Origin of the sequence: Nitrosophilus alvini, assembly GCF_015100395.1 — a bacterium.
Taxonomy (GTDB): Bacteria; Campylobacterota; Campylobacteria; order Campylobacterales; family Nitratiruptoraceae; genus Nitrosophilus; species Nitrosophilus alvini.
Genome location: NZ_AP022847.1, coordinates 742,567 through 762,634 on the forward strand (window position 1 = coordinate 742,567; position 20,068 = coordinate 762,634).

Annotated in this window: 20 protein-coding genes; 18 read left to right on the forward strand and 2 right to left on the reverse strand. The window is 38.2% G+C overall.

Annotation, left to right across the window (positions count from 1 at the left end; translation table 11 throughout):
- Window positions 1-19: 19 nt before the first annotated feature.
- Window positions 20-622 (reverse strand): FmdE family protein, encoded by a 603-nt coding sequence (locus EPR_RS03880; protein WP_200763964.1) that lies wholly within the window; start codon window positions 620-622, stop codon window positions 20-22.
- Window positions 623-751: 129 nt separating this feature from the next.
- On the opposite strand from EPR_RS03880, the gene EPR_RS03885 reads away from it, so the two are divergent.
- The 11 genes from EPR_RS03885 to EPR_RS03935 all read left to right on the forward strand — a co-directional run bounded on the left by EPR_RS03885 (window position 752) and on the right by EPR_RS03935 (window position 11,749).
- Window positions 752-1,414: a Crp/Fnr family transcriptional regulator gene (locus tag EPR_RS03885; protein ID WP_200763965.1), complete on the forward strand. Its 663-nt coding sequence runs from the start codon at window positions 752-754 to the stop codon at window positions 1,412-1,414.
- Window positions 1,415-1,426: 12 nt separating this feature from the next.
- Window positions 1,427-2,785: a type IV pili methyl-accepting chemotaxis transducer N-terminal domain-containing protein gene (locus EPR_RS03890; RefSeq protein WP_200763966.1), complete on the forward strand. Its 1,359-nt coding sequence runs from the start codon at window positions 1,427-1,429 to the stop codon at window positions 2,783-2,785.
- Window positions 2,786-2,974: 189 nt separating this feature from the next.
- On the forward strand, window positions 2,975-5,776 hold the full coding sequence (gene napA / locus EPR_RS03895) for a nitrate reductase catalytic subunit NapA (RefSeq protein ID WP_200763967.1): 2,802 nt from the start codon (window positions 2,975-2,977) through the stop codon (window positions 5,774-5,776).
- 50 nt (window positions 5,777-5,826) lie between these two features.
- Window positions 5,827-6,648, forward strand: coding sequence for a ferredoxin-type protein NapG (napG, locus tag EPR_RS03900; protein ID WP_200763968.1), 822 nt, complete (start codon window positions 5,827-5,829; stop codon window positions 6,646-6,648).
- A 1-nt stretch (window position 6,649) separates the two neighbouring features.
- Window positions 6,650-7,456 (forward strand): quinol dehydrogenase ferredoxin subunit NapH, encoded by an 807-nt coding sequence (gene napH, locus EPR_RS03905; RefSeq protein ID WP_420827467.1) that lies wholly within the window; start codon window positions 6,650-6,652, stop codon window positions 7,454-7,456.
- A gap of 3 nt (window positions 7,457-7,459) precedes the next feature.
- A complete protein-coding gene (locus tag EPR_RS03910; RefSeq protein ID WP_200763970.1) occupies window positions 7,460-7,996 on the forward strand; it encodes a nitrate reductase cytochrome c-type subunit in 537 nt (178 codons plus the stop codon).
- Between the two features lie 2 nt (window positions 7,997-7,998).
- Window positions 7,999-8,484 carry a 4Fe-4S dicluster domain-containing protein gene (locus tag EPR_RS03915; RefSeq protein ID WP_200763971.1) on the forward strand — a complete coding sequence of 162 codons (486 nt, stop codon included), beginning with the start codon at window positions 7,999-8,001 and terminating at the stop codon, window positions 8,482-8,484.
- The gene (locus EPR_RS03920) at window positions 8,481-9,443 is read left to right on the forward strand and encodes a WD40 repeat domain-containing protein (protein ID WP_200763972.1); all 963 of its coding nucleotides are present in this window, start codon (window positions 8,481-8,483) and stop codon (window positions 9,441-9,443) included. The genes EPR_RS03915 and EPR_RS03920 overlap by 4 nt, the downstream gene beginning before the upstream one ends.
- Window positions 9,440-9,793 (forward strand): chaperone NapD, encoded by a 354-nt coding sequence (locus EPR_RS03925; RefSeq protein WP_200763973.1) that lies wholly within the window; start codon window positions 9,440-9,442, stop codon window positions 9,791-9,793. Before EPR_RS03920 ends, EPR_RS03925 begins: the two co-directional genes overlap by 4 nt.
- Before the next feature lie 25 nt (window positions 9,794-9,818).
- Window positions 9,819-10,364 (forward strand): PAS domain-containing protein, encoded by a 546-nt coding sequence (locus EPR_RS03930; protein ID WP_200763974.1) that lies wholly within the window; start codon window positions 9,819-9,821, stop codon window positions 10,362-10,364.
- Between the two features lie 122 nt (window positions 10,365-10,486).
- Window positions 10,487-11,749: an OprD family porin gene (locus EPR_RS03935; protein WP_200763975.1), complete on the forward strand. Its 1,263-nt coding sequence runs from the start codon at window positions 10,487-10,489 to the stop codon at window positions 11,747-11,749.
- A 113-nt stretch (window positions 11,750-11,862) separates the two neighbouring features.
- Here the strand turns inward: EPR_RS03935 and EPR_RS03940 are convergent, their stop codons facing one another.
- Window positions 11,863-12,501, reverse strand: coding sequence for a Crp/Fnr family transcriptional regulator (locus EPR_RS03940; RefSeq protein ID WP_200763976.1), 639 nt, complete (start codon window positions 12,499-12,501; stop codon window positions 11,863-11,865).
- A 209-nt stretch (window positions 12,502-12,710) separates the two neighbouring features.
- Between EPR_RS03940 and EPR_RS03945 the strand changes: the two genes are divergently transcribed.
- The 7 genes from EPR_RS03945 (at window position 12,711) to EPR_RS03975 (ending at window position 20,066) form a co-directional block, all read left to right on the forward strand.
- A complete protein-coding gene (locus tag EPR_RS03945; RefSeq protein WP_200763977.1) occupies window positions 12,711-13,040 on the forward strand; it encodes a hypothetical protein in 330 nt (109 codons plus the stop codon).
- A 20-nt stretch (window positions 13,041-13,060) separates the two neighbouring features.
- Window positions 13,061-13,753 (forward strand): c-type cytochrome, encoded by a 693-nt coding sequence (locus tag EPR_RS03950; RefSeq protein WP_200763978.1) that lies wholly within the window; start codon window positions 13,061-13,063, stop codon window positions 13,751-13,753.
- Complete coding sequence (locus EPR_RS03955) at window positions 13,743-15,182, forward strand: cbb3-type cytochrome c oxidase subunit I (protein WP_200763979.1); 1,440 nt, start codon at window positions 13,743-13,745, stop codon at window positions 15,180-15,182. Before EPR_RS03950 ends, EPR_RS03955 begins: the two co-directional genes overlap by 11 nt.
- A gap of 58 nt (window positions 15,183-15,240) precedes the next feature.
- Complete coding sequence (locus EPR_RS03960; protein ID WP_200763980.1) at window positions 15,241-15,393, forward strand: hypothetical protein; 153 nt, start codon at window positions 15,241-15,243, stop codon at window positions 15,391-15,393.
- Between the two features lie 59 nt (window positions 15,394-15,452).
- Window positions 15,453-17,117 (forward strand): nitrite reductase, encoded by a 1,665-nt coding sequence (locus EPR_RS03965; RefSeq protein ID WP_200763981.1) that lies wholly within the window; start codon window positions 15,453-15,455, stop codon window positions 17,115-17,117.
- Window positions 17,118-17,226: 109 nt separating this feature from the next.
- Window positions 17,227-18,918, forward strand: a complete 1,692-nt coding sequence (locus EPR_RS03970) for a cytochrome D1 domain-containing protein (RefSeq protein ID WP_200763982.1) — start codon at window positions 17,227-17,229, stop codon at window positions 18,916-18,918.
- Window positions 18,918-20,066, forward strand: coding sequence for a radical SAM/SPASM domain-containing protein (locus tag EPR_RS03975; protein WP_200763983.1), 1,149 nt, complete (start codon window positions 18,918-18,920; stop codon window positions 20,064-20,066). Before EPR_RS03970 ends, EPR_RS03975 begins: the two co-directional genes overlap by 1 nt.
- Window positions 20,067-20,068: the final 2 nt, after the last annotated feature.

Consider the following 20,068-nt stretch of genomic DNA (forward strand, 5'->3'; position numbering starts at 1 on the left):
GATAAAAAGAGGATTTTTATTATCTGATTTTTACGATATTTTCCCATAAATTTTCATCACATAGAATTTTTTCTACGCGTTCTTGCCAGAGCGCTTTAAAAAGCTTCTTCTCTTCATCGTTTGCTATACCTGACAGCATTTTTTGCATTAAAGTTCCTGTTCTAGGGTCGGAAGGAACGGATGAGGGGTCGTAGTCGATAAGACAACTTTCGTTTGTATCTATTCTGGTCAATTTTACTTCACTTTCAATATTTGCGCCGAATCTTAGTCTGTTTGCTCTTCCAAACTTTCCTGCCAGTCCTTTGAACCCCCCTTCATTGGCTGCTCCTGTTATAAATCCTATTACATTTCCGATTACGCCTGTAACCCCTTCTCTTATATCTCCTTTCATATCTACTATAATCTCGCCTCTTACAGGTGTGCTATCGGGATAGAGTTTTTTAAGACCCAGCATTGTCATAAGATAAGCTCCTGCTACTGTAGGACATGAATGACCGGCAAACTTTGCTATATCTACATAGCGCATTTCTATAATACCATCTTCAAAAGCTCCAAGAAAATCAGCAAGAGGGTCATATAAAGTTATCGATTTAACATTGTCGAAAAACTTAGGATAGTTCATATTTTCTCCTGTGTAAAGTTTTTATTAAAAATATTATCAAGATAGTTATTATAAACTTAAATATCCAAAATAAATTTGACCTCTGTCAATTTGTTATCATTTGTATGTTGGTTATAATCAAGGAGAATAATGCTCAAAAAAGTGACTGTTGAGGATCTGAAAGGTCTCTTCCTTTTTGAATCGCTAAGTGAAGAGGATCTTGAGGAGCTTACAGATTTTATAGTTTTAAGAAACTATAATGCCAAAGATATCATCTATTATGAAAGCGAAGTAAAAAAGCAGCTCTATTATCTGAAAAGCGGTTTGGTAAAAGTTTATAAAGTAGACAGGTTTGAAAACGAGATATTTTTATACAACATTGAGAGCGACAATATGATAACGAAGATAAGCAGCCTTAATGAAGATAGTATAAACTGTTTTGGAAATATTGAATGTATCGAAGATTCAGAAGTTTTGATAATAAACTATGAAAAGTTTAGATATTTTTGCATACAAAAGTCCGATATATTGCTCAAACTTGTTGAAATTTTTGCAAAACGGAATGCGATGCTGGAGTGTCTTATAAGCAGAGAACTTGTATATGACGGTGTTGCGAAAGTGGCTTTTACTTTGATAAACGACCTTGATATATTCAATAAGCTCAAAAAACAGGAGATTGCATATAGACTCAATATTCAACCTGAAACTCTGTCAAGAATTTTGAAAAAACTCTCCAGAAGAGGGCTGATAGAGACAAAAGGAAATGATATAAAAATAATCGATCCGGAAGGATTGAAAGAAATATATGAATGATCAGGAACAGATATGCGAAAGATAACTTCACAAATAAAATTTATAGGCGGAGCTCTCTCTTTTTTTATTATTGCAATAATTTTTTCTGTAATTTACATCAACCACAAAAGTAAAACAGACTCTGTAGTCATAAATGTTTCAGGAAAACAGAGAATGTTGACACAGAGGATAAGTAAAGAGGTTTTTAGATTAAAAACAGCCAATGATATCGATACAAAAGAGCTTGACCAGTCGATAGAAATTTTTGAAAAAAACCTGTTTGATCTTTTAAACGGCAATGAGAAAAGAGGTATATACAAGCCACCGACTCAAGAGATAAAAGAGCAGCTTGAAAGGGTAAAATCTCTCTGGCTTCCGTTCAGGCAGAAGGTATACGAATTTAAAGATCTGATTTTAAGAATTTATGACGATAAAAGATATGTTATAGAAAAAAACAGTGAGATTCTTGATATTTCCGATGAGATAGTAAAAGCTATGACCCGTGCAGAAGTAAGCGGTGAATATATAGACAAAGCCGGCCGTCAAAGAATGCTTTCGCAGCGGATGATGTATTTTTTACTGCTTTATCTAAATGAAGGGGAACCAAAATATTACAGGATTTTTTATGAAAGTCTGAATCTTTATGATAAAACCTTGAATGAGTTTTACAATGACATGGAACTTTTAGGAAAAAGTACCGAAATTGAGGAGCTTGTAAAAACCAATATCAATCTTTGGAAAGTTTACTCCAGAAAAGCTCAGGAGTTGATGGAGACACAAAGCAATATAAACAATATCGTTTCATACGTTCATCAGTTCAATACCGTGCTTCTTGAAGGTATGGATCAGGCAGTTTCTATGTATACGATATATTCCGAGCAGCAAAGAGAAACTCTTGAAAATATAGAGTATATACTGGGACTTATTGCTCTTGTGATTATGTTCTATTCATCGTTTTTGATTAGAAGAATCCAAAAAGATTTTGATGAGTTTCTAAAACACTCTAAATCTCTCGTCAAGATAAGCGGTGATGACGCAAGCACATATGAAAGTGAATCGGAAAAAAAGTTATGCGAGCAGACGGATGAGTTGACACAGGCTGCTACACATCTTGAAAAATTTATTAAAAAAATAGATAAAATGATAGTTGATGCTCAAAACGCTATCGAAACATCTAAAAAAATAGCAAAAGAGATTGGAAGTGTAGGTGAAATTATTGAAAAAGATATTGACAAATTAAATATAGACAAAGATAAAAAGAAAAAACTTGACAAATATGTCGATAACACCGAAGATATTGCAATCCAATCTCTGGAGGAACTTCAAAACAGTACACTGCTTCTTCAAAAGCTGCATGAAAATCTTGTTTCAATTCTTAAACATTCAAAGTAACTTTATAATGCCGGTTTTAGCGGCAAAAGTTAAATAGGATATATTTTATCTTAATTATTTTAATAATGTTGAATTATAAAATTGACTCAAGTCAAGGACTCTTACTTTTAAGGAATGCTAAAATCATACCTGTAAACTACAGACATTGTGAAACTTTATGTTTTGCAAAATCATATACAGGAGGAGTAAATGGCACTTAGTCGTAGAGATTTTTTGAAGAGTGCAGCTGCTGCAACTGCAGCGAGCGCCGTCGGGCTTGCAGTTCCAAAAGAGATGGAAGCTGCGAGCAAAAACGCTGAAGCCGGCTGGAGATGGGATAAAGCTGCCTGTCGTTTCTGCGGAACCGGTTGCGGTATTATGATCGCTACTAAAAACGGCAGAATAGTTGCTGTCAAAGGTGACCCTGCAGCACCTGTTAACAGAGGTCTTAACTGTATCAAGGGTTACTTCAACGCCAAGATTATGTACGGTGAAGACAGACTCAAAACTCCGCTTCTCAGAATGAATGACAAAGGTGAATTTGATAAGAAAGGCAAATTTAGACCTGTAAGCTGGAAAAGAGCATTCGATGAGATGGAGAAGCATATAAGAAGAGCTTTGAAAGAGAGCGGACCAGAAGGTGTTGCTGTATTTGCATCAGGACAGTATACCGTTATGGAAGGATATGCCGCACATAAGATGATGAAAGCGGGATTTAGATCCAATGCTATAGACCCGAATGCAAGACACTGTATGGCAAGTGCGGTTGTCGGTTTTTATCAAACATTCGGTGTGGATGAGCCTTCAGGATGTTACGATGATATAGAGCTTACAGATACGATCGTAACATGGGGTTCAAATATGGCTGAGATGCACCCGATTCTTTGGTCAAGGGTTACGGACAGAAAACTCAGCAACCCGGATAGAGTAAAGATAGTAAACCTTCAAACATACACTCACAGAACCTGCGATTTGGGTGATATAAACATTATCTTCAAGCCCCAAACAGATATGCTTATATGGAACTATATAGCTCATGAGATAGTATACAATCATCCTGAAGCTATCGATTGGGACTTTGTCAAAAAATATATAGTTTTTGCAACCGGACCTATAAATATCGGTTACGGTATGAGAAGAGCCGGCGATAAGTCTCTTAGCAAATATAGTCCAAAAGAGATGGAAACAATTAAACAAGAAATGGAGCATGTCGTAAGTGAAGATGAAGCTCCTGCTCTAGAGCCTTACGGATATAAAGCCGGAGATGTGATTAAACACAAAGGTGGAACTCTCAAGCACTGGGAGATCTCTTTTGAAGAGTACAAAAAATCTCTAGCACCTTACACGCTAGATTATGTTGCAAGAGTGGCAAAAGGTGATCCTGATGAGTCTTTGGAAGAGTTCAAAGGTAAACTGAAAGCTCTTGCTGATCTATATATAGAAAAAGACAGAAAAATTGTATCTTTCTGGACAATGGGTATGAACCAGCACACAAGAGGAACATGGGTAAATACTCTTTCTTACAATGTCCACTTTTTGCTTAATAAGCAAGCGAAGCCGGGATGTGGTGCATTCTCTTTGACAGGACAGCCTAGTGCGTGCGGTACCGCAAGGGAAGTTGGTACATTTACCCACAGATTGCCGGCTGATTTGATGGTAAAAAATCCTAAACACAGAAAAATAGCAGAAAAAATCTGGAGAGTACCGCATGGTACTATAAACCCTGTAGGAAAGCAGCATATCATGGCTATCCACAGAGGTCTTGAAGATGGATTGATCAAGTTTGCATGGGTTAACGTATGTAACCCGTATCAAGATTCTGCAAGTGCTAACCACTGGATCAAAGCTGCCAGAAACATGGATAACTTCATAGTTGTAAGTGACGGTTATCCGGGAATCAGTGCAAAAGTTGCAGACCTTATTTTGCCAAGTGCGATGATTTATGAAAAATGGGGAGCATACGGAAACGCTGAAAGAAGAACTCAGCACTGGAGACAGCAAGTTCTTCCGGTTGGCGAAGCTATGAGTGATACATGGCAGTGGGTTGAACTTAGTAAAAGATTTACAGTAAAAGATCTATGGGGAGCTTATCCTCCAAGTGGCCCAAGAAAGAAACCTCTTCCAAGTGTTATCGAAGAAGCCAAAAAAATGGGCTACAGCGAAGATACTACAATGTTCGAAATCCTATTTGCGAACGACAGAGCGAAAAAATATAAAATCGACTTGACTAAGTTCCCGCAAAAAGGATTTGATAACAGTGAATGTCTCGGTGATGCGAGAAATGTAAAAGGAAGTGACGGTAAAGTCTTCAAAGGGTATGGTTTTATGATTCATGAATATCTCTGGGAAGAGTACAGACTCTTTGGACTTGGACATGCTCATGACCTTGCTGACTTTGCAACATACCACAGAGTAAGAGGTTTGAGATGGCCAGTTGTTGACGGAAAAGAGACTCAGTGGAGATTTAACACTAAATATGACCCATATGCAAGAAAAGCAAATCCGAACGGAGATTTTGCATTCTATGGAAAAATTGCTAAGGCTCTTCCATCCGGTAACTTGACTGGTGTAACAGACAAGAAAAAGAAACCTTTGCCAAACAAAGCGAAAATATTTGCAAGACCATATATGCAGCCACCTGAAATTCCTGATAACAAATATCCTTTCTGGCTATGTACAGGTAGGGTATTGGAGCACTGGCACAGTGGAACTATGACTATGAGAGTTCCTGAACTTTATAGAGCAGTTCCTGAAGCTCTTTGCTTTATGCATCCTGAGGACGCCAAGAAAATCGGTGTTAAACCTGGCGAACTTGTTTGGGTTGAAAGTAGAAGAGGTAAGGTAAAAGCAAGAGTTACTACAAGAGGAAGAAACAGACCACCAAAAGGTCTTGTGTTCGTTCCATGGTTTGATGAGAGGGTATTTATCAACAAAGTTTGTCTGGATGCCACATGTCCTATGTCTAAACAGACAGACTTCAAAAAGTGTGCTGTTAAGATATACAAAGCTTAACGAAAGGATAGGGTTGTTTTGAACAATCAAGTCCGATACAGGGGGGAGGAATGGATAAGAATGAAAAGTCTGTAATGACTGGAAGAAGAAGATTTCTTATTCAAATGGCGCAAAACGTTGCAACTGCAGGTCTTGGGGGGCTTTTATGGAGTGCTTATGTAGAGGAGATCAAAGCGGCTCCTCTAATACTCAGGCCTCCCGGCGCCAGAAAAGAAGAAGAGTTTGTAAGTTTATGTATCAAATGCGGCCTTTGTGTGGAAGGCTGTCCTTATGATACATTGATGTTGGCCAAACCGGGTGACAACAAACCGATGGGGACGCCATATTTTATACCGAGGGAAGTTCCATGCTATATGTGTGTGGATATCCCATGTGTTCCGCCCTGTCCCACTGGTGCTCTTGATGCAGAAAGTGTTTCGAGTATAGTGGAGGGCAAAAAGGTCTTTGACATTAACAAAGCAAGAATGGGTCTTGCGGTAGTGGATGAAGAGAATTGCATTGCTTTTTGGGGCATACAGTGCGATGCATGCTATAGAGCATGTCCGGTTCTGGATCATGCTATAACTTTAGAGTACAGGAAAAATGAGCGTACAGGAAAACATGCTTATCTTCTTCCTGTAGTTCATAGTGATGCATGTACGGGCTGTGGCCTTTGTGAGCATGCATGTGTAACCAAAAAACCGGCTATTTTCGTTCTCCCAAGAGAAATAGCTATGGGTGAAGTGGGAGAGCACTATATAAAAGGCTGGGAAAAGAGTGACGAGGCGAGATTGAAAGAAGCGGATGAAAAGCAGGTATTTACAAGAACAAAAAGAAGTGAAAAATCCCCTGAGGATTATCTCAATATGGACGAGGATCTTTTAAGTGAATAAAATAATAAAAAAATACCGCTTTTTGATTTTAAGACGCTTCACTCAGATCGCCATACTTGCTCTTTATATAGGAGCCAACGTTGCCGGATGGAAGATTCTGTCAGGTAATCTCAGCTCTTCAAAGCTTTTTGATATAGTGCCGCTTGCCGATCCATATGCTGTTTTGCAGATTTTTGCAGCAGGCGGATTGCTTGCAATGGATGCAATAATGGGAGCCGTGATAATACTTCTTTTCTATATGACTATTGGCGGCAGAGCATTTTGTAGCTATGTTTGTCCGGTGAATATGGTTACAGATCTTGCCAATTGGATAAGAAGAAGATTTGATTTAGACAGAGCCGAAAGGAAAATGTGGGCAAGCAGAAATATAAGATACTGGGTTATAGGACTTAGTCTTATTTTGTCTGCTCTGCTCGGTGTTGCGGCTTTTGAAATGGTGAGTCCCATATCCATGTTACACAGAGGATTGGTATTCGGTATGGGATTTGGATGGGCCGCTATATTGAGTATTTTTCTGTTCGATCTGTTTGTATTAAAAAACGGTTGGTGTGGGCATATCTGTCCTTTGGGCGGTTTTTACTCTCTTACAGGCAGATTTAGCCTCTTTAGAGTAAAGCACAACCAGCCAAACTGTACGCTTTGCATGAAATGTAAAGATGTCTGCCCTGAAAAAGAGGTTCTTTTTATGATAGGTAAAAAGAGCGAAAGTATAAATATGGGTGAATGCACTCTATGCGGGCGTTGTGTAGAGGTATGTGATGATGATGCCCTCGGTTTCAGTATAAGAGATTTTGTTAAAAAGGAGTAGATTATGAAAAAAGGAAAGCTCAGAGTAATGAGTGTTTCGGCTATTTTGGCTGTATTGATGGCTGCAGGCTGTACAGCTGCAACTCAGCAGTCTATCAGCGATACGGAACTAAGCTATAGAAATGTTCCGCTAACAACGGAAAAAGATGTGGCTCCTCCTCCGGTGGAGTTTCCTAAAGAAGCACCGGGAACTTCCAAAAAATTTGCAAGAGCGTTTGAAAATGCGCCTCCTATGATTCCACATTCTGTAGATGGAATACTTCCTATTACAAAAGACAATAACTCTTGTCTTGGATGTCATATGCCGGAGGTTGCAAAAGATGTAAAGGCAACGCCTATTCCTCCTACACATTTTATGGACTTTAGAACTCAAAAGCCTTTGGGACATCTTGCTGAGCAAAGATATAACTGTTCTCAGTGCCATGCACCGCAGGCAAAAGTTCAGCCGTTGGTGAAAAACAACTTTGCTCCGGAATTTAGAAGTGCCAAAGCAAAAGAGAGATCAAATCTTCTTGATGTTCTCAATGAAGGAGTTCAGTAAAAATGGGCGACAGAAGGGCTTTTTTCAAGGCTTTTGCCGGCCTTTCTGTTAAAAAAAAGGAGGAGAGACAACATGTCTATCCTCCATATTTTGAAAATATCGATGATTTTCAAAACTGCCTTGATTGTGAAGGCGTCTGTGTAGATGCCTGTGAAGAAGGAATTATAGAGATTATAGAAAAAAGACCGGTTTTAAACTTCACAACGGGGGGATGTACATACTGCGATGAGTGTGCAAACATTTGTCCAAAGGACGTTTTATCGCTTGAGTATAAAAAAAATATCCAGGCAAAAATTGAGATAGGCATTATAAACTGCATGGCATGGAATAAAACAATATGCAGGTCGTGTGCTGATGTATGCCTTGATAATGCGATAAAATTTACAGGTCTTTTCAATCCGGAGATTGACTACGATGAATGTACAAACTGCGGTTTTTGCGTAGGCGTTTGTCCAACGCAGGCAATAACGTACGGGGGAGTAAAATGAAATTTTTTAAAACTTTATTTGTTTTGACAATATTATCTATAACGGCATTTGCTTTGGAAATAAAGCCCGCAGGAAAATTTGAAGCAACAGGTGCCGTTATAGATTTTATTGTAACCGATAAAGAGTTATATGCAGGTACCGATAAAGGTAGTGTGGATATATTTGATTTAAATTCCCATAAACTCAAAAAAAGTATAAAACTTGAGAAAATCGAAGACTTCATGGGTGAACTATATCCGCCTAAAGTATTTTCTGTAGATCTTTCGCCTGACAAAACTTCTATATTGATACTTTCTGAGGCTACAGGAGGAGCGAGAAATCTTTTTTTATACAAAAATGGAAAATTCGATGTTCTGATCTCCAGCGAAGAGAGACTTTTTATCAAAAAAGCCAAATTTATCAATGATGAAAAGATACTTTTAGGCCTGTTAAGTAATGAAATAATTCTTTATGATATTAAATCAAGAAAAGAGATATACAGAGAGCAGTTGTCTCAATCAAGGTTTTCAGATTTTGCTTTAGATGAAAATAGAAAAAGAGCGGTTTCAAGTTGTGAATCCGGAGATATTTTTATGATAGAAGTTGGCAGTGGTAAACTTTTGAGAACTTTTACCGGTGCAAATGTAGATAATGTTTATAAAGTAGATATCAAAAAAGATAAAATCGTAGCGGCAGGTCAGGATAGAAGACTTAGTATTTACAACGTAGATACAGGAAGATACAAATATTATCAGGGCAATTTTCTCATATATTCGGCCGCTTTGGATCCTGATGCCAAAATTGCAGCCTTTGCTATAAACGAAGAAAACGATATCGCTATATTGAATATATCGACTATGAGTATAAAACATATGTTAAAAGGTCACAAATCAACACTCAATACTATTGTTTTCGTATCAAAAGATCATCTCTACAGTTCAAGTGATGATCCAAAAATCTTAGAATGGAGGTTACCATGAGTAATATATCAAGTGTAGTAGTAAGATGTAATCCAAAAAAATTGGACGAGGTCAAAAAAAGGGTAGAGGATGCAAATGTCTGCGATATTCATATAGTTGATGAGAAAGGTTATATTATTGTAACTATAGAAGGAGAGGGGATAAGTGAGGAGATAAAAAAACTCAAGATTATTCAGGAACTTCCAGGAGTAATCAGTGCAGATATGGTCTATTCGTATAGCGAAGAAGAACTGGAAATGGCCAGAGCTGAATTTGAAAAGACTGAGCCGGTACCTGAGATTTTGAACAATGACAATATAAAAGCAGAAGATATAGTGTACAACGGAGATCTTAAGAAAAAGATCATATAGTTTTCTATTGTAATGAGGTCTTGATATGGACACGTCCTTCAATATGTTTATAGAAACTGAGGTTCCGAAAAACGAGATAATTATATCCAGGACAGATCTAAATGGCATTATAACCTATGCAAATGAAACATTTGCCAGAATTTCCGGTTATTCGTCTGATGAACTGGTGGGTAAGCCGCATAATATTTTGAGACATCCGGATATGCCTTCTTCCGTTTTTTATGATATGTGGAAGACTTTAAAAGACGGTGGAATATGGAGAGGATATATTAAAAATATTAGAAAAGACAGGGGATACTACTGGGTCTATGCGGAAATTTCCGGAGTTTATAAAAATGGACGGCTAATAGAATATAAATCTATGAGAAGTTATGTTGAGAGAGAAAAAAGAATTCAGATGCAAAAACTGTATGACCAGATGAGAAAAAATGAAAGGGACCCGGTAAGAGTTGTGTCATACTTACCTTATCCTGTCTATTATGATCTGTTGAAAAAATCGGAAGCGGCAGGCGTATCGCCTCAAAAATGGCTTGAAAAATTGATAAAAGATGCAAAAAAACCCAACTTTTGACTTATGTCAATTAAGTTTAATAATAATTGTGATAGAATTTCCGTATGCTTAACAAAGCGTTAAAAAAACATAGTACATATTCTGTCACAGAAATGTACCAATCAATTCAAAAAGGAGTAAGAATGAGAAGAGTACACATGAGTCTTATGGCTGCTGCAGTATTGGCGGCAGGAGTGACTGCAGGAAACGCTGCAGGACTTGAAGAGATCCTTAGCGATGCAAAATACAGCGTACAAATCAGACCTAGATATGAGTATGTCGACCAAGACAATACTCTCAAAAATGCAAAAGCGTTTACAACAAGAACTGCTGTTGGAGTAAAGGCTAAGCTATTTGGCGTTGACGGTCTTGCTGGACAGGTTCAAATGATAAACGTTGCTAACTTCGGTATCACAACATACAATCCTGAAGATTCCAGATATTCGACTATTGCAGATGGTCCTCAAACAAGAGTTACGCAGGCAAACGTATCTTATAGCGCTAACGATGCTACTGTTACAGTAGGTAGAAAGATGCTCGTTCTAGATAACGCGAGATTTATAGGTAACGTTGGTTGGAGACAGATGCCACAGACTTATGATCTTGCAGCTGTAACTTATAACGGTATCGAAAATCTCAGCCTTTTCGGTGCATATGTTAATAGAGTTCACAGAATATTCAATACCGATACAAATAGCAACCCTCTTTTGAGGACACAATTCGATACAGGAAGCGTTCTTCTTCATGCATCTTATAAGGTAATGCCAGAGCTTACTTTGACTGCATATGACTATATGATCCAAAACTTCGCCGATCATGTTGGTATCAGAGCTACTGGCAAGGTTGATCTAAACGGTGTTAAATTGAAATATACTGCTGAATATGCTGTTCAAAATGATCCATCTATGGATGAAAAAGGCGAACCTCTATATAGTGCAACTAGAAAAGAAGATGCTGATTATTATAATCTTGCTGTAGATGCGACAATGGATAAATTTACTGTTGGTGTCGGCTACGAAGTGCTTAGCGATAAAGGTGATGGAGATCATGCTTTCTGGACACCTTTGGCAACTCTGCATGCTATGAATGGATGGGCAGATATGTTTTTGGTAACGCCTGGTGAAGGTTTGAAAGATATGACTGTCAAGCTTGCTTACAATGCAGGCGAATATGGAAAAATCGTTGGTATCTACCATGATTTCCAAAGCGACAAAGATCTAAACGGACAAGATGATCTTGGAAGTGAACTTGATATTGCGTACAAATACAAAGTGGCAAAAAATCTTGGACTTCTTTTGAAGTATGCTGATTATAGCGCTGGAGATGACGCATTTAAGACCACATATAATTATGTCGACACTACAAAATATTGGGTACAACTTGACTATAAATTCAACAGCAAGTAAGACTTCTATTTTCGGCGGACTTTCCGCCGAAAATTGTTATCTGGCTGCAGCGTAAAAAGACTACTCCCGCTGACTCCTTGCTCTTTTGCTAATCGCTGCAGCCTGATAACTATTTACTCATATAACGACTTCAATCCCTCTTTGTTTATCACTTTGTAGCCGTTTTCGTTTTTTTCCAATAAGTTAAGCGTTTTGAACTTTTTGATTATTCTAGAGAGTGTCTCCGGAGCTATGTTTAGGTTTGCGGCTATTTCCCCTTTTTTCAGTTCGATAAACTCTTTTTCATGCTCGCATATAAACTTAGCCACTCTGGCTGTAGAATTCATAACTATATTATTTGTAATTACATCCTCTAAGAATTTTACTTTTTTTGTTAAAGATTTAATCAAGAAAAAAGAGATTTCCGGATTTTTCAGAAACTCTTTTTCAAATTTCTCATAATCAATCAATACAGCACTTCCGTCAGTGACAAATTCTGCCGATGCGGGAAAAGGTATTCGTTCAAGATTTGCTATCTCTGCTATGAGTGATTGGGGAAAAAACTGATGAAGTATTATTTTATTGCCTTTATGGTCCGTTTTATATACCTGTAAAATTCCGTCCGTAAGGAGTATGAGAGACTTTGGCTCGTCTCCTTCGTAAAAAAGAATATTCCCTTTTTTATATGTGACTTTTTGTGAAATACTTTCCAGTTTTTTTATCTGATCGGCACTCAGGTTTTCAAACAGATAAAATTCTTTTAGTTTTTCCATGCCCTGCTTTCATGTATTTTTTAATAAAGTAAGCATATTATATAACATTACTACTTAAAAGTGAGTAATCGATAGCAAGTAAGAAAAGTGATTTAACAGTGACATAAAATATAGTGTTAGTTCAACAATTTAAAAATTTGACTCTAATCAAAGACTTTTGTTTTTTTTCATAATAAAATCATATTAACTCTAAAGTTAAAGGAGGGAAGATGGAGTACTTTATGCAAGATATACCTCCGGGTGATTTCTTGCCTATATTTGTCAGTTCCGCATTTGTCATTATTTTCGGTATGGCTTATGCCGGATTCTTCACTTTTGTGAAGATAAAGGTCTTACCAAAGTATTATATATATGTTGCATATCTAAGCTGGTTTATGCTTGCGGCATGTATGTATTACCTAGGTACATTGCTTAGAGTGGAGCCTTATACCGAAAAAGTGTTGATGGGTGCAATGGTCGGATATCTTATCTTCCCTCATGCAGTCTTTTTTATATTACAAAGACTGCACGAAGAGTTTGAACCCGATTCGAAAAATTAAATCTTGAAAGGAGGTCGAAAGTGGAAAACAAACCGACATCAGTCTGGACCAGCAACCGTTTCTGGAGCAGGTCTGCAGGATGGGTTACAGGTGTGGCAGCGGTTCTGCTGATTCTGCTGACATTTGACACGATGGCGCAGATTACGATGGGTACTGCGGAGGATGTAGAGAATAAGGTCACAAAAAGAGTGCCTTCACCAATAGTGATCAATTACAAAATCACATATGAGATGGATCAAAGAAGAGGTCATGAGGTGCCTATAATTGGCGGTAACGATGGAAATGGAAAAAGCCTTTTCCAGGAAAAAGAGAAATTTTTCGGCAGAGACGACTGGACTGAAGAAGAAGCTATGGAGCTTGTAAATCTTGGAAAACTGACTGTTCAGGCGAAAAACTGCATGGATTGTCATACATTGCTTGGAAACGGCGCATATTATGCTCCGGACTTGACAAAAGCGTGGTTGGATCCTGCATGGGGACCGGAAGGGCCTATGCAAGCTATGACAGGAGCGAGTTCAAAAGAAGAAGCGATGGCAACATTTTTGCAAAATCCTGACAAATATCCGACACACGAAAGAATGATGCCAAATCTTGGAATAACTGCTGAAGAGGCAAAAGGTGTTGTTGCGTTTTTGAAACATATGTCAACAATAGATACAAACGGTTTCCCAAGAAACTTCGGCAAGATAAAAGGAGCGGTTTATGTGGAGTAGTAACGCAAGACTGTATGAGTCGCAAAAAATAGCAGTAAAATACTTTACAGTTGCTGTTGCGCTGTTTGGTGCACAGTTGCTTTTTGGATTGATTGCTGCAATACAGTATCTTTATCCAAGCTTTTTGTTCAATACGCTAGATTTTTCTATAGCTAGAATGGTGCATATAAATGCTTTGGTTGTTTGGTTGCTTTATGCGATGATAGGTTCTGTCTATTGGCTTATGCCTGAGGAGACGGGTATAGATGTTGTAGGTGCCAAACTTGCAAATCTGGCTTTTTATGTATTGACTGCTGCGGTCGCTGTTGTAGTTGTAGTTTATATTTTTGTTCAGGTAGGACCTGGAAATGAGATGACTACATGGCTGATCACAGAAGGTAGAGAGTATATCGAAGCTCCTAGATGGGCAGACATAGGTATAGTCGTTGTTGTATTGATATTCCTTGGCAATGTTTATGCGACAGTCATAAAAGCTCAGAAAAGAACCGGAATTATGACCGTATTGATGGCTGACCTTCTTGCTCTTGCGGGTCTTTATCTATGCGGTATGTTCTATACATCAAATATAAGTGTTGATCAGTATTGGTGGTGGTGGGTTATCCACCTTTGGGTTGAAGCTACCTGGGAAGTTTTCGTGGCTTGTGTCGGTGGTTACATGCTAATGAAAACACTTGGTGCTAACAGACAAGTTGTTGAGATGTGGCTATGGATCGAAGTAGCTATGATGTTCGGATCAGGTATACTCGGACTCGGACACCACTACTTCTGGATCGGAACTCCTGAATACTGGTGGGAGATAGGTGCACTTTTCTCTGCTCTTGAGCCTGTTCCTTTGGTAGGTCTATTTGTTCACGTACTTTATGACTGGGGTAAAGAGAGAGGAAAAGGAAACAATATCAAAAATACGCCTGCTTTTGCATGGTTGACTGTTGAAACATTCGGTAACTTCCTTGGTGCCGGTGTATGGGGATTTATGCACACATTGCCTCAGATAAACCTTTATACACACGGAACTCAGTGGCCGGCTGCTCACGGACACCTTGCTTTCTTCGGTGCTTATGCAGCTATCCTTATCGGTATGTTCTATATGGCAGTTCAGGGAAAACATGGTATAAAAGAGATGAGAATGAGTACAGCTACAAAATGGTCAATCTCTTTGATAACCGGCGGTGTGCTTATCATGACAGTCTCTTTGACACTTTCTGCATATGTTCAGACTATGGTTGAGAGAGGACAGTTTGGTGCTACCTGGGAAGGCTATTTTATATCCCAGGCTCAGGTATGGTTTGTTCAGGGACTTGGCTGGAGACTTGCAGCTGGTTTAGCCGTATTTGTAGGTTTTGTTCTTTTGGTTTATGATTTGATCACAATAGCGAAAAAGCAAAAAGCTGTAGCTGCTGAAGCAGAAGCGGAAGCTGTTCCGGCATGATAAAAATAATTGATTAGTTTCATAAACCGTTTAAATAAACAAAAAGGAGGAAATTGCTATGATTGAACCTTGTACTGATGTTGTATGCAGTATATGGTCCATTTTGAACCAGGGTCCTATGACTCTGACCATATTCTTGCATACACTTATAGTCCTACCTATGGTATGGCTATATTTTGATGAAAAGAAAAAGTTGCAAAGAGGTGAATAGCCTCTTTGCTGATATGTAGGGGCGCAGGGGAAAATTTAATCCCAAATCAAGGAGCCAAAATGAAGCTAAAAGTAGGATTGAGTGCTGTATTAGCAGTAGGACTGTTGTCAGGAATGACTACAACTGCAAGTGCAAGTGTGAAACTCTCTAAAGAAGAGATGAAGAAGGCTACGCAGATCTATTTTGATAGATGTGCTGGCTGTCACGGTATGCTTAGAAAAGGTGCTCTTGGGCCAAATCTTCTTCCTGAAAAGACTAGATCTATGGGAACAGAAGTTCTTGCTACTATCATTTACGGCGGAACTCCGGGCGGTATGCCTGACTGGGGTGCATCTGGCGAAATGTCAAAAGAAGAGACTGAACTAATGGCGAAATTTATCCAGCTAGACCCTGTAAGCCCTCCTGAAAAGAGTATGGCTGACATGAAAAAAAGCTGGAAAGTATTTGTTCCTGTAGATAAAAGACCTAAAAAGCCTGAGACTAAAAGAAACTGGCAAAACTATTTCGGCGTTGTTATGAGAGATGTGGGTAAGGTTGCAATTATCGACGGCGATACAAAAGAGCTTGTAAACATTGTTGATTCAGGTTTTGCGACTCACATACTTAGAACAAGTAAATCCGGAAGATATATGTATGCTATAGGTAGGGACGGTAAAGCTACTGTTATCGACCTATGGATGAAAAAGCCTAGAAACGTTGCTGAGATAAGAGTCTGTAACGATGCTAGAAGTATCGATACTTCAAAAGCAAAAGGTTATGAAGACAAATATGCTGTTGTAGGATGCTACTGGCCGCCTTCAATCGTTACTCTGAAAGGTGATACTCTTGAGCCGATCAAAATAGTCTCTACTGCAAGCTATTACTATGATACTGAAGAGTTTACAAGAGAAGCAAGGGTTGCTTCTATCGTTGCTGACCACCACAAGCCTGAGTGGGTTATAAACGTAAAAGAGACAGGACAGGTATGGCTTTATAACTATGCTGATCCAAATAACCCTAGAATTACAATGCTGGAATCTGAAAGATATCTTCATGACGGTGGATGGGATCTTTCAAAAAGATATTTCCTAGTGGCTGCAAATGCTAGAAACAAAGTTGTGGCAGTCGATACTAAAGAGGGTAAAGTCGAAGCCATCATTCCTACAAGTGGTGTTAAGCCACACCCTGGACGTGGTGCGAATGTTGACCATCCAAAATATGGTCCTCTATGGGCTACAGGACATATCGGATCTCATCATATAGATTTTATAGGAACTGATCCTGACAACCATCCTAAAAATGCATGGAAGATTGTCAAAACTATTGAGCTTCCAGGAGATGGCGGTGGTAACTTGTTTATCAAAACCCATCCAAATTGTAACTATCTAATAGCTGACAGACCTGTTAACCCTGATAGAAAACTGCAGACTCAGCTATATATTATAGATAAAAACAAACTCGAAGTTGTCAAAACTATAAAAATTCCTAGCAAATACACAAAGGCTAGAAAAGTTAAAGTTAACGGCAAAACTATCGAGATCAAGCCAAGAGGTCCTGTTCATATCGAATTTAATAAAGACGGAAGTGAATTCTGGGTCAGCGTATGGGGACATAAACTAGTTCCATCTGCTATATTGGTATATGATTCCAAAACACTTAAGCTTAAAAAAGCTATCGAAGGTGACTGGGTCAGAACACCAACCGGTAAATTCAACGTTTACAACACTATGAAAGATATCTATTGATATCCTGATTTCAAGATTTTTTCCGGGCAATTGCCCGGAAAAATGACTAATGAGTGCTCCTTGGAGTATTCATTAGTCATTTGATTTTATATACTGCATTGGGGGATGTATGAAAAAAAACATCATATTTTCACTGCTTTTTTTCACATCTCTCTTCGCTGAATCCAAGTTTGACAGTTTTTATGTTCATCAATTGGAAAGCGGAGAGAAAAACGGCAAAATACTTTATGACAGATACTGTGCCGGATGCCATCACAAAGAGAGGATCGGAGTAAGCGGACCCCCGTTGTTACCAGCTTTTATAAGAAAGATTTCAGATAAAAAACTGCACGATATCATTAAAAATTCTCTTCCGCAGACTCTTATGCCGAAATTTGATTTTTTAAGTTCAGAAGATATCGACCTGATAGTAAAATATCTCAGACAACCCGCTGGTGATATCAAATGGGATATCACAAATATAGAAAAATCGATAGTAAAGTTTGATAAAAAGGCGGCAGATCTTGGGATAGAAAATATCGAAAATGTTACTCCTGTGGTAGAGAGAGGTGCAAACAGAATATGGATAATGGAAAATGAGAAACTGCTCGATTTTTTCAATTTTAAAAATGTCCATGGTGGACTGAAATATACTATGGATGGAAAAAATCTCTATATTCCCACAAGAGATGGATGGGTAGGCAGATATCAGCTTGACAAAGGAAGACTTCATTCAAAAGTAAGAGCGTGCGTAAACCTTAGAAATATTTCGCTTTCCCGTGACGGAAAAACGATATTTGCCACATGTCTTTTGCCACAGTCAGTAGTAATGCTGGATTCTCAGACATTGAAACCTTTGAAGATGGTGAATGTTGATGGCAAAATAAGTGCTCTATATGAACTTTATTCAAAAGATATAGCAATCTTCTCCTTCCGTGACAAACCTCTTTTCGCTACGGTTGATACAAAGACTTTTGATATAACTTATCAAAAGCTTGATGCTCCAATTGAGGATTTTTTTATTGATCCATTTGAAGAGTATATCATCGGAACGACCAGAAGGGGCAGCCGTCTTGGAGTTTATGAGATTGACTCAAAAAAGAAAGTTTTTGAAGAGAAAATTGAGGGAATGCCCCATCTTTTTTCTGCAACCTACTGGTACAGAGACGGGAAATTCTATTTCGCTACTCCGCATCTGAGAAAACCTTATGTAACAATTTGGCAGATGTATGACTGGAAACTTGTAAAAAAGATAAATATAGACGGAGACGGTTTTTTTGTAAAGACACATCCGGCCAGCAAATATCTCTGGGCAGATAACGGTACTGACAAAATTGTTCTTATTGATAAAGAAAATTATAAAATCAAAACTTTTACTCCTATGAAAGGGAAGAGATTTATACATACGGAATTTAATGCGGCGGGAAATATAGCTTATCTGAGTATTTATGAAAGTGATGGTGCACTGCAGGTGATTCAGACAGATACAATGAAAGAGTTGGTAAGATACGAAGCGAATGTTCCTGTTGGAAAATATAACTTTGTCAATAAAAATAGAGTTTTTTATCCGCGACTCTTTGGTCAGTCTATCTTCAAAGAGAAATGTTGGGGATGCCACCATCAAACTTCTGAAGCTTTCGGGCCTTCGTTTAGCCAGATAGCAAAAACTAGAACCGAAGGTGAGATGATCTCCCAGATAGTTGACCCTGTGCATACTTATAAACAACTTGGATACAAAAGAAATCTTATGCCTGCATTCAAGTTGAATGAAAAAGAGTTGAAAAGTATAGTAGAATATATAAAAAGCTGCAGGGAAAAATAATGTTTAGATTGTCGAATTTGATATCGTCTGCAATTGAAGACAGAAAAACAAGAGAACTGAACGGTTCGATACTGATATGGAATTTTACAAACAGATGTAATCTTTCCTGCCTTCATTGTTATAGCAAATCGGGACTTGAAGAGAGCGATACATTGAGTACTGAAAAGATACTCTCGGTAATTCCAGAACTTAAAAAAAGCGGCATCAAGTTTGTTATATTTTCGGGAGGAGAACCGCTTACGAGAAAAGATATATTTGAAATTGCCGAAGCTTTTAAAGAAGAGGGGATATTTACATATCTTTCTACAAACGGTCTTTATATAAACCCTGGAAATGTTAAAAAAATCATTGATACATTTGGATATATCGGAATCAGTATAGACGGATCGCCTGAAATTCATGACAAATTCAGAGGATTGAAAGGCTCATATGAAAAAAGCATGCAGGCGATTCGTCTGATTCACTCAAACGGTGCAAAAGTAGGTATAAGATTTACAATAACAAAAGAGACAAAAGAGTCTCTAAAGTTTATTTTCGAACTTGCCGAAAAAGAGAATATCGATAAAATTTACATCTCTCATCTTGTATACTCAGGCAGAGGTCTGGACAATCTCAAAATGGATCTGAGTAAAGAAGAGAGGCGAAAAGCTGTTAAGTTTATTATCGAAAAAGCGTTTGAATACTATGAAAACGAAAAAGATATAGATATCGTCACCGGCAATATGGAGATGGATGCGATAATGCTGATACAGGAGTTTGAAAAAAGATATCCTGAGTCTCTTGACAGGCTTACATCACGGCTGCTTCAGTGGGGCGGCAACAGTGCCGGAAGAAAACTTGTAAATATAAACAGCGAAGGAATTGTAAAGCCTGATCCTTTTTTTCCGGTTTCTATAGGAAATATTTTTGAAAAAAGTTTTGATGAGATATGGCTGAATGAAAAAAGTGAACTTCTAAAAAAACTCAGAACTTTTCCAAGAGATATAAAAGGAAGATGTAAAGAGTGTAGATTCTTAGAAATATGCAACGGTGGATCCAGGCCGAGAGCATATGCTGTTACAGGCGATTTGTGGCAGGAGGATCCTTCCTGTTATCTTAAAGACGAAGAGATTTTTGAAAATGAACTGCCTGAGGCAGTAGGAATATAAAG

Coding starts and splice junctions, on each gene's coding strand:
- EPR_RS03880 (WP_200763964.1), bottom strand. CDS start 622: ATGAACTATCCTAAGTTTTTCGACAATGTTAAATCGATAACTTTATAT.
- EPR_RS03885 (WP_200763965.1), top strand. CDS start 752: ATGCTCAAAAAAGTGACTGTTGAGGATCTGAAAGGTCTCTTCCTTTTT.
- EPR_RS03890 (WP_200763966.1), top strand. CDS start 1,427: ATGCGAAAGATAACTTCACAAATAAAATTTATAGGCGGAGCTCTCTCT.
- napA (WP_200763967.1), top strand. CDS start 2,975: ATGGCACTTAGTCGTAGAGATTTTTTGAAGAGTGCAGCTGCTGCAACT.
- napG (WP_200763968.1), top strand. CDS start 5,827: ATGGATAAGAATGAAAAGTCTGTAATGACTGGAAGAAGAAGATTTCTT.
- EPR_RS03910 (WP_200763970.1), top strand. CDS start 7,460: ATGAAAAAAGGAAAGCTCAGAGTAATGAGTGTTTCGGCTATTTTGGCT.
- EPR_RS03915 (WP_200763971.1), top strand. CDS start 7,999: ATGGGCGACAGAAGGGCTTTTTTCAAGGCTTTTGCCGGCCTTTCTGTT.
- EPR_RS03920 (WP_200763972.1), top strand. CDS start 8,481: ATGAAATTTTTTAAAACTTTATTTGTTTTGACAATATTATCTATAACG.
- EPR_RS03925 (WP_200763973.1), top strand. CDS start 9,440: ATGAGTAATATATCAAGTGTAGTAGTAAGATGTAATCCAAAAAAATTG.
- EPR_RS03930 (WP_200763974.1), top strand. CDS start 9,819: ATGGACACGTCCTTCAATATGTTTATAGAAACTGAGGTTCCGAAAAAC.
- EPR_RS03935 (WP_200763975.1), top strand. CDS start 10,487: ATGAGAAGAGTACACATGAGTCTTATGGCTGCTGCAGTATTGGCGGCA.
- EPR_RS03940 (WP_200763976.1), bottom strand. CDS start 12,501: ATGGAAAAACTAAAAGAATTTTATCTGTTTGAAAACCTGAGTGCCGAT.
- EPR_RS03945 (WP_200763977.1), top strand. CDS start 12,711: ATGGAGTACTTTATGCAAGATATACCTCCGGGTGATTTCTTGCCTATA.
- EPR_RS03955 (WP_200763979.1), top strand. CDS start 13,743: ATGTGGAGTAGTAACGCAAGACTGTATGAGTCGCAAAAAATAGCAGTA.
- EPR_RS03960 (WP_200763980.1), top strand. CDS start 15,241: ATGATTGAACCTTGTACTGATGTTGTATGCAGTATATGGTCCATTTTG.
- EPR_RS03965 (WP_200763981.1), top strand. CDS start 15,453: ATGAAGCTAAAAGTAGGATTGAGTGCTGTATTAGCAGTAGGACTGTTG.
- EPR_RS03970 (WP_200763982.1), top strand. CDS start 17,227: ATGAAAAAAAACATCATATTTTCACTGCTTTTTTTCACATCTCTCTTC.
- EPR_RS03975 (WP_200763983.1), top strand. CDS start 18,918: ATGTTTAGATTGTCGAATTTGATATCGTCTGCAATTGAAGACAGAAAA.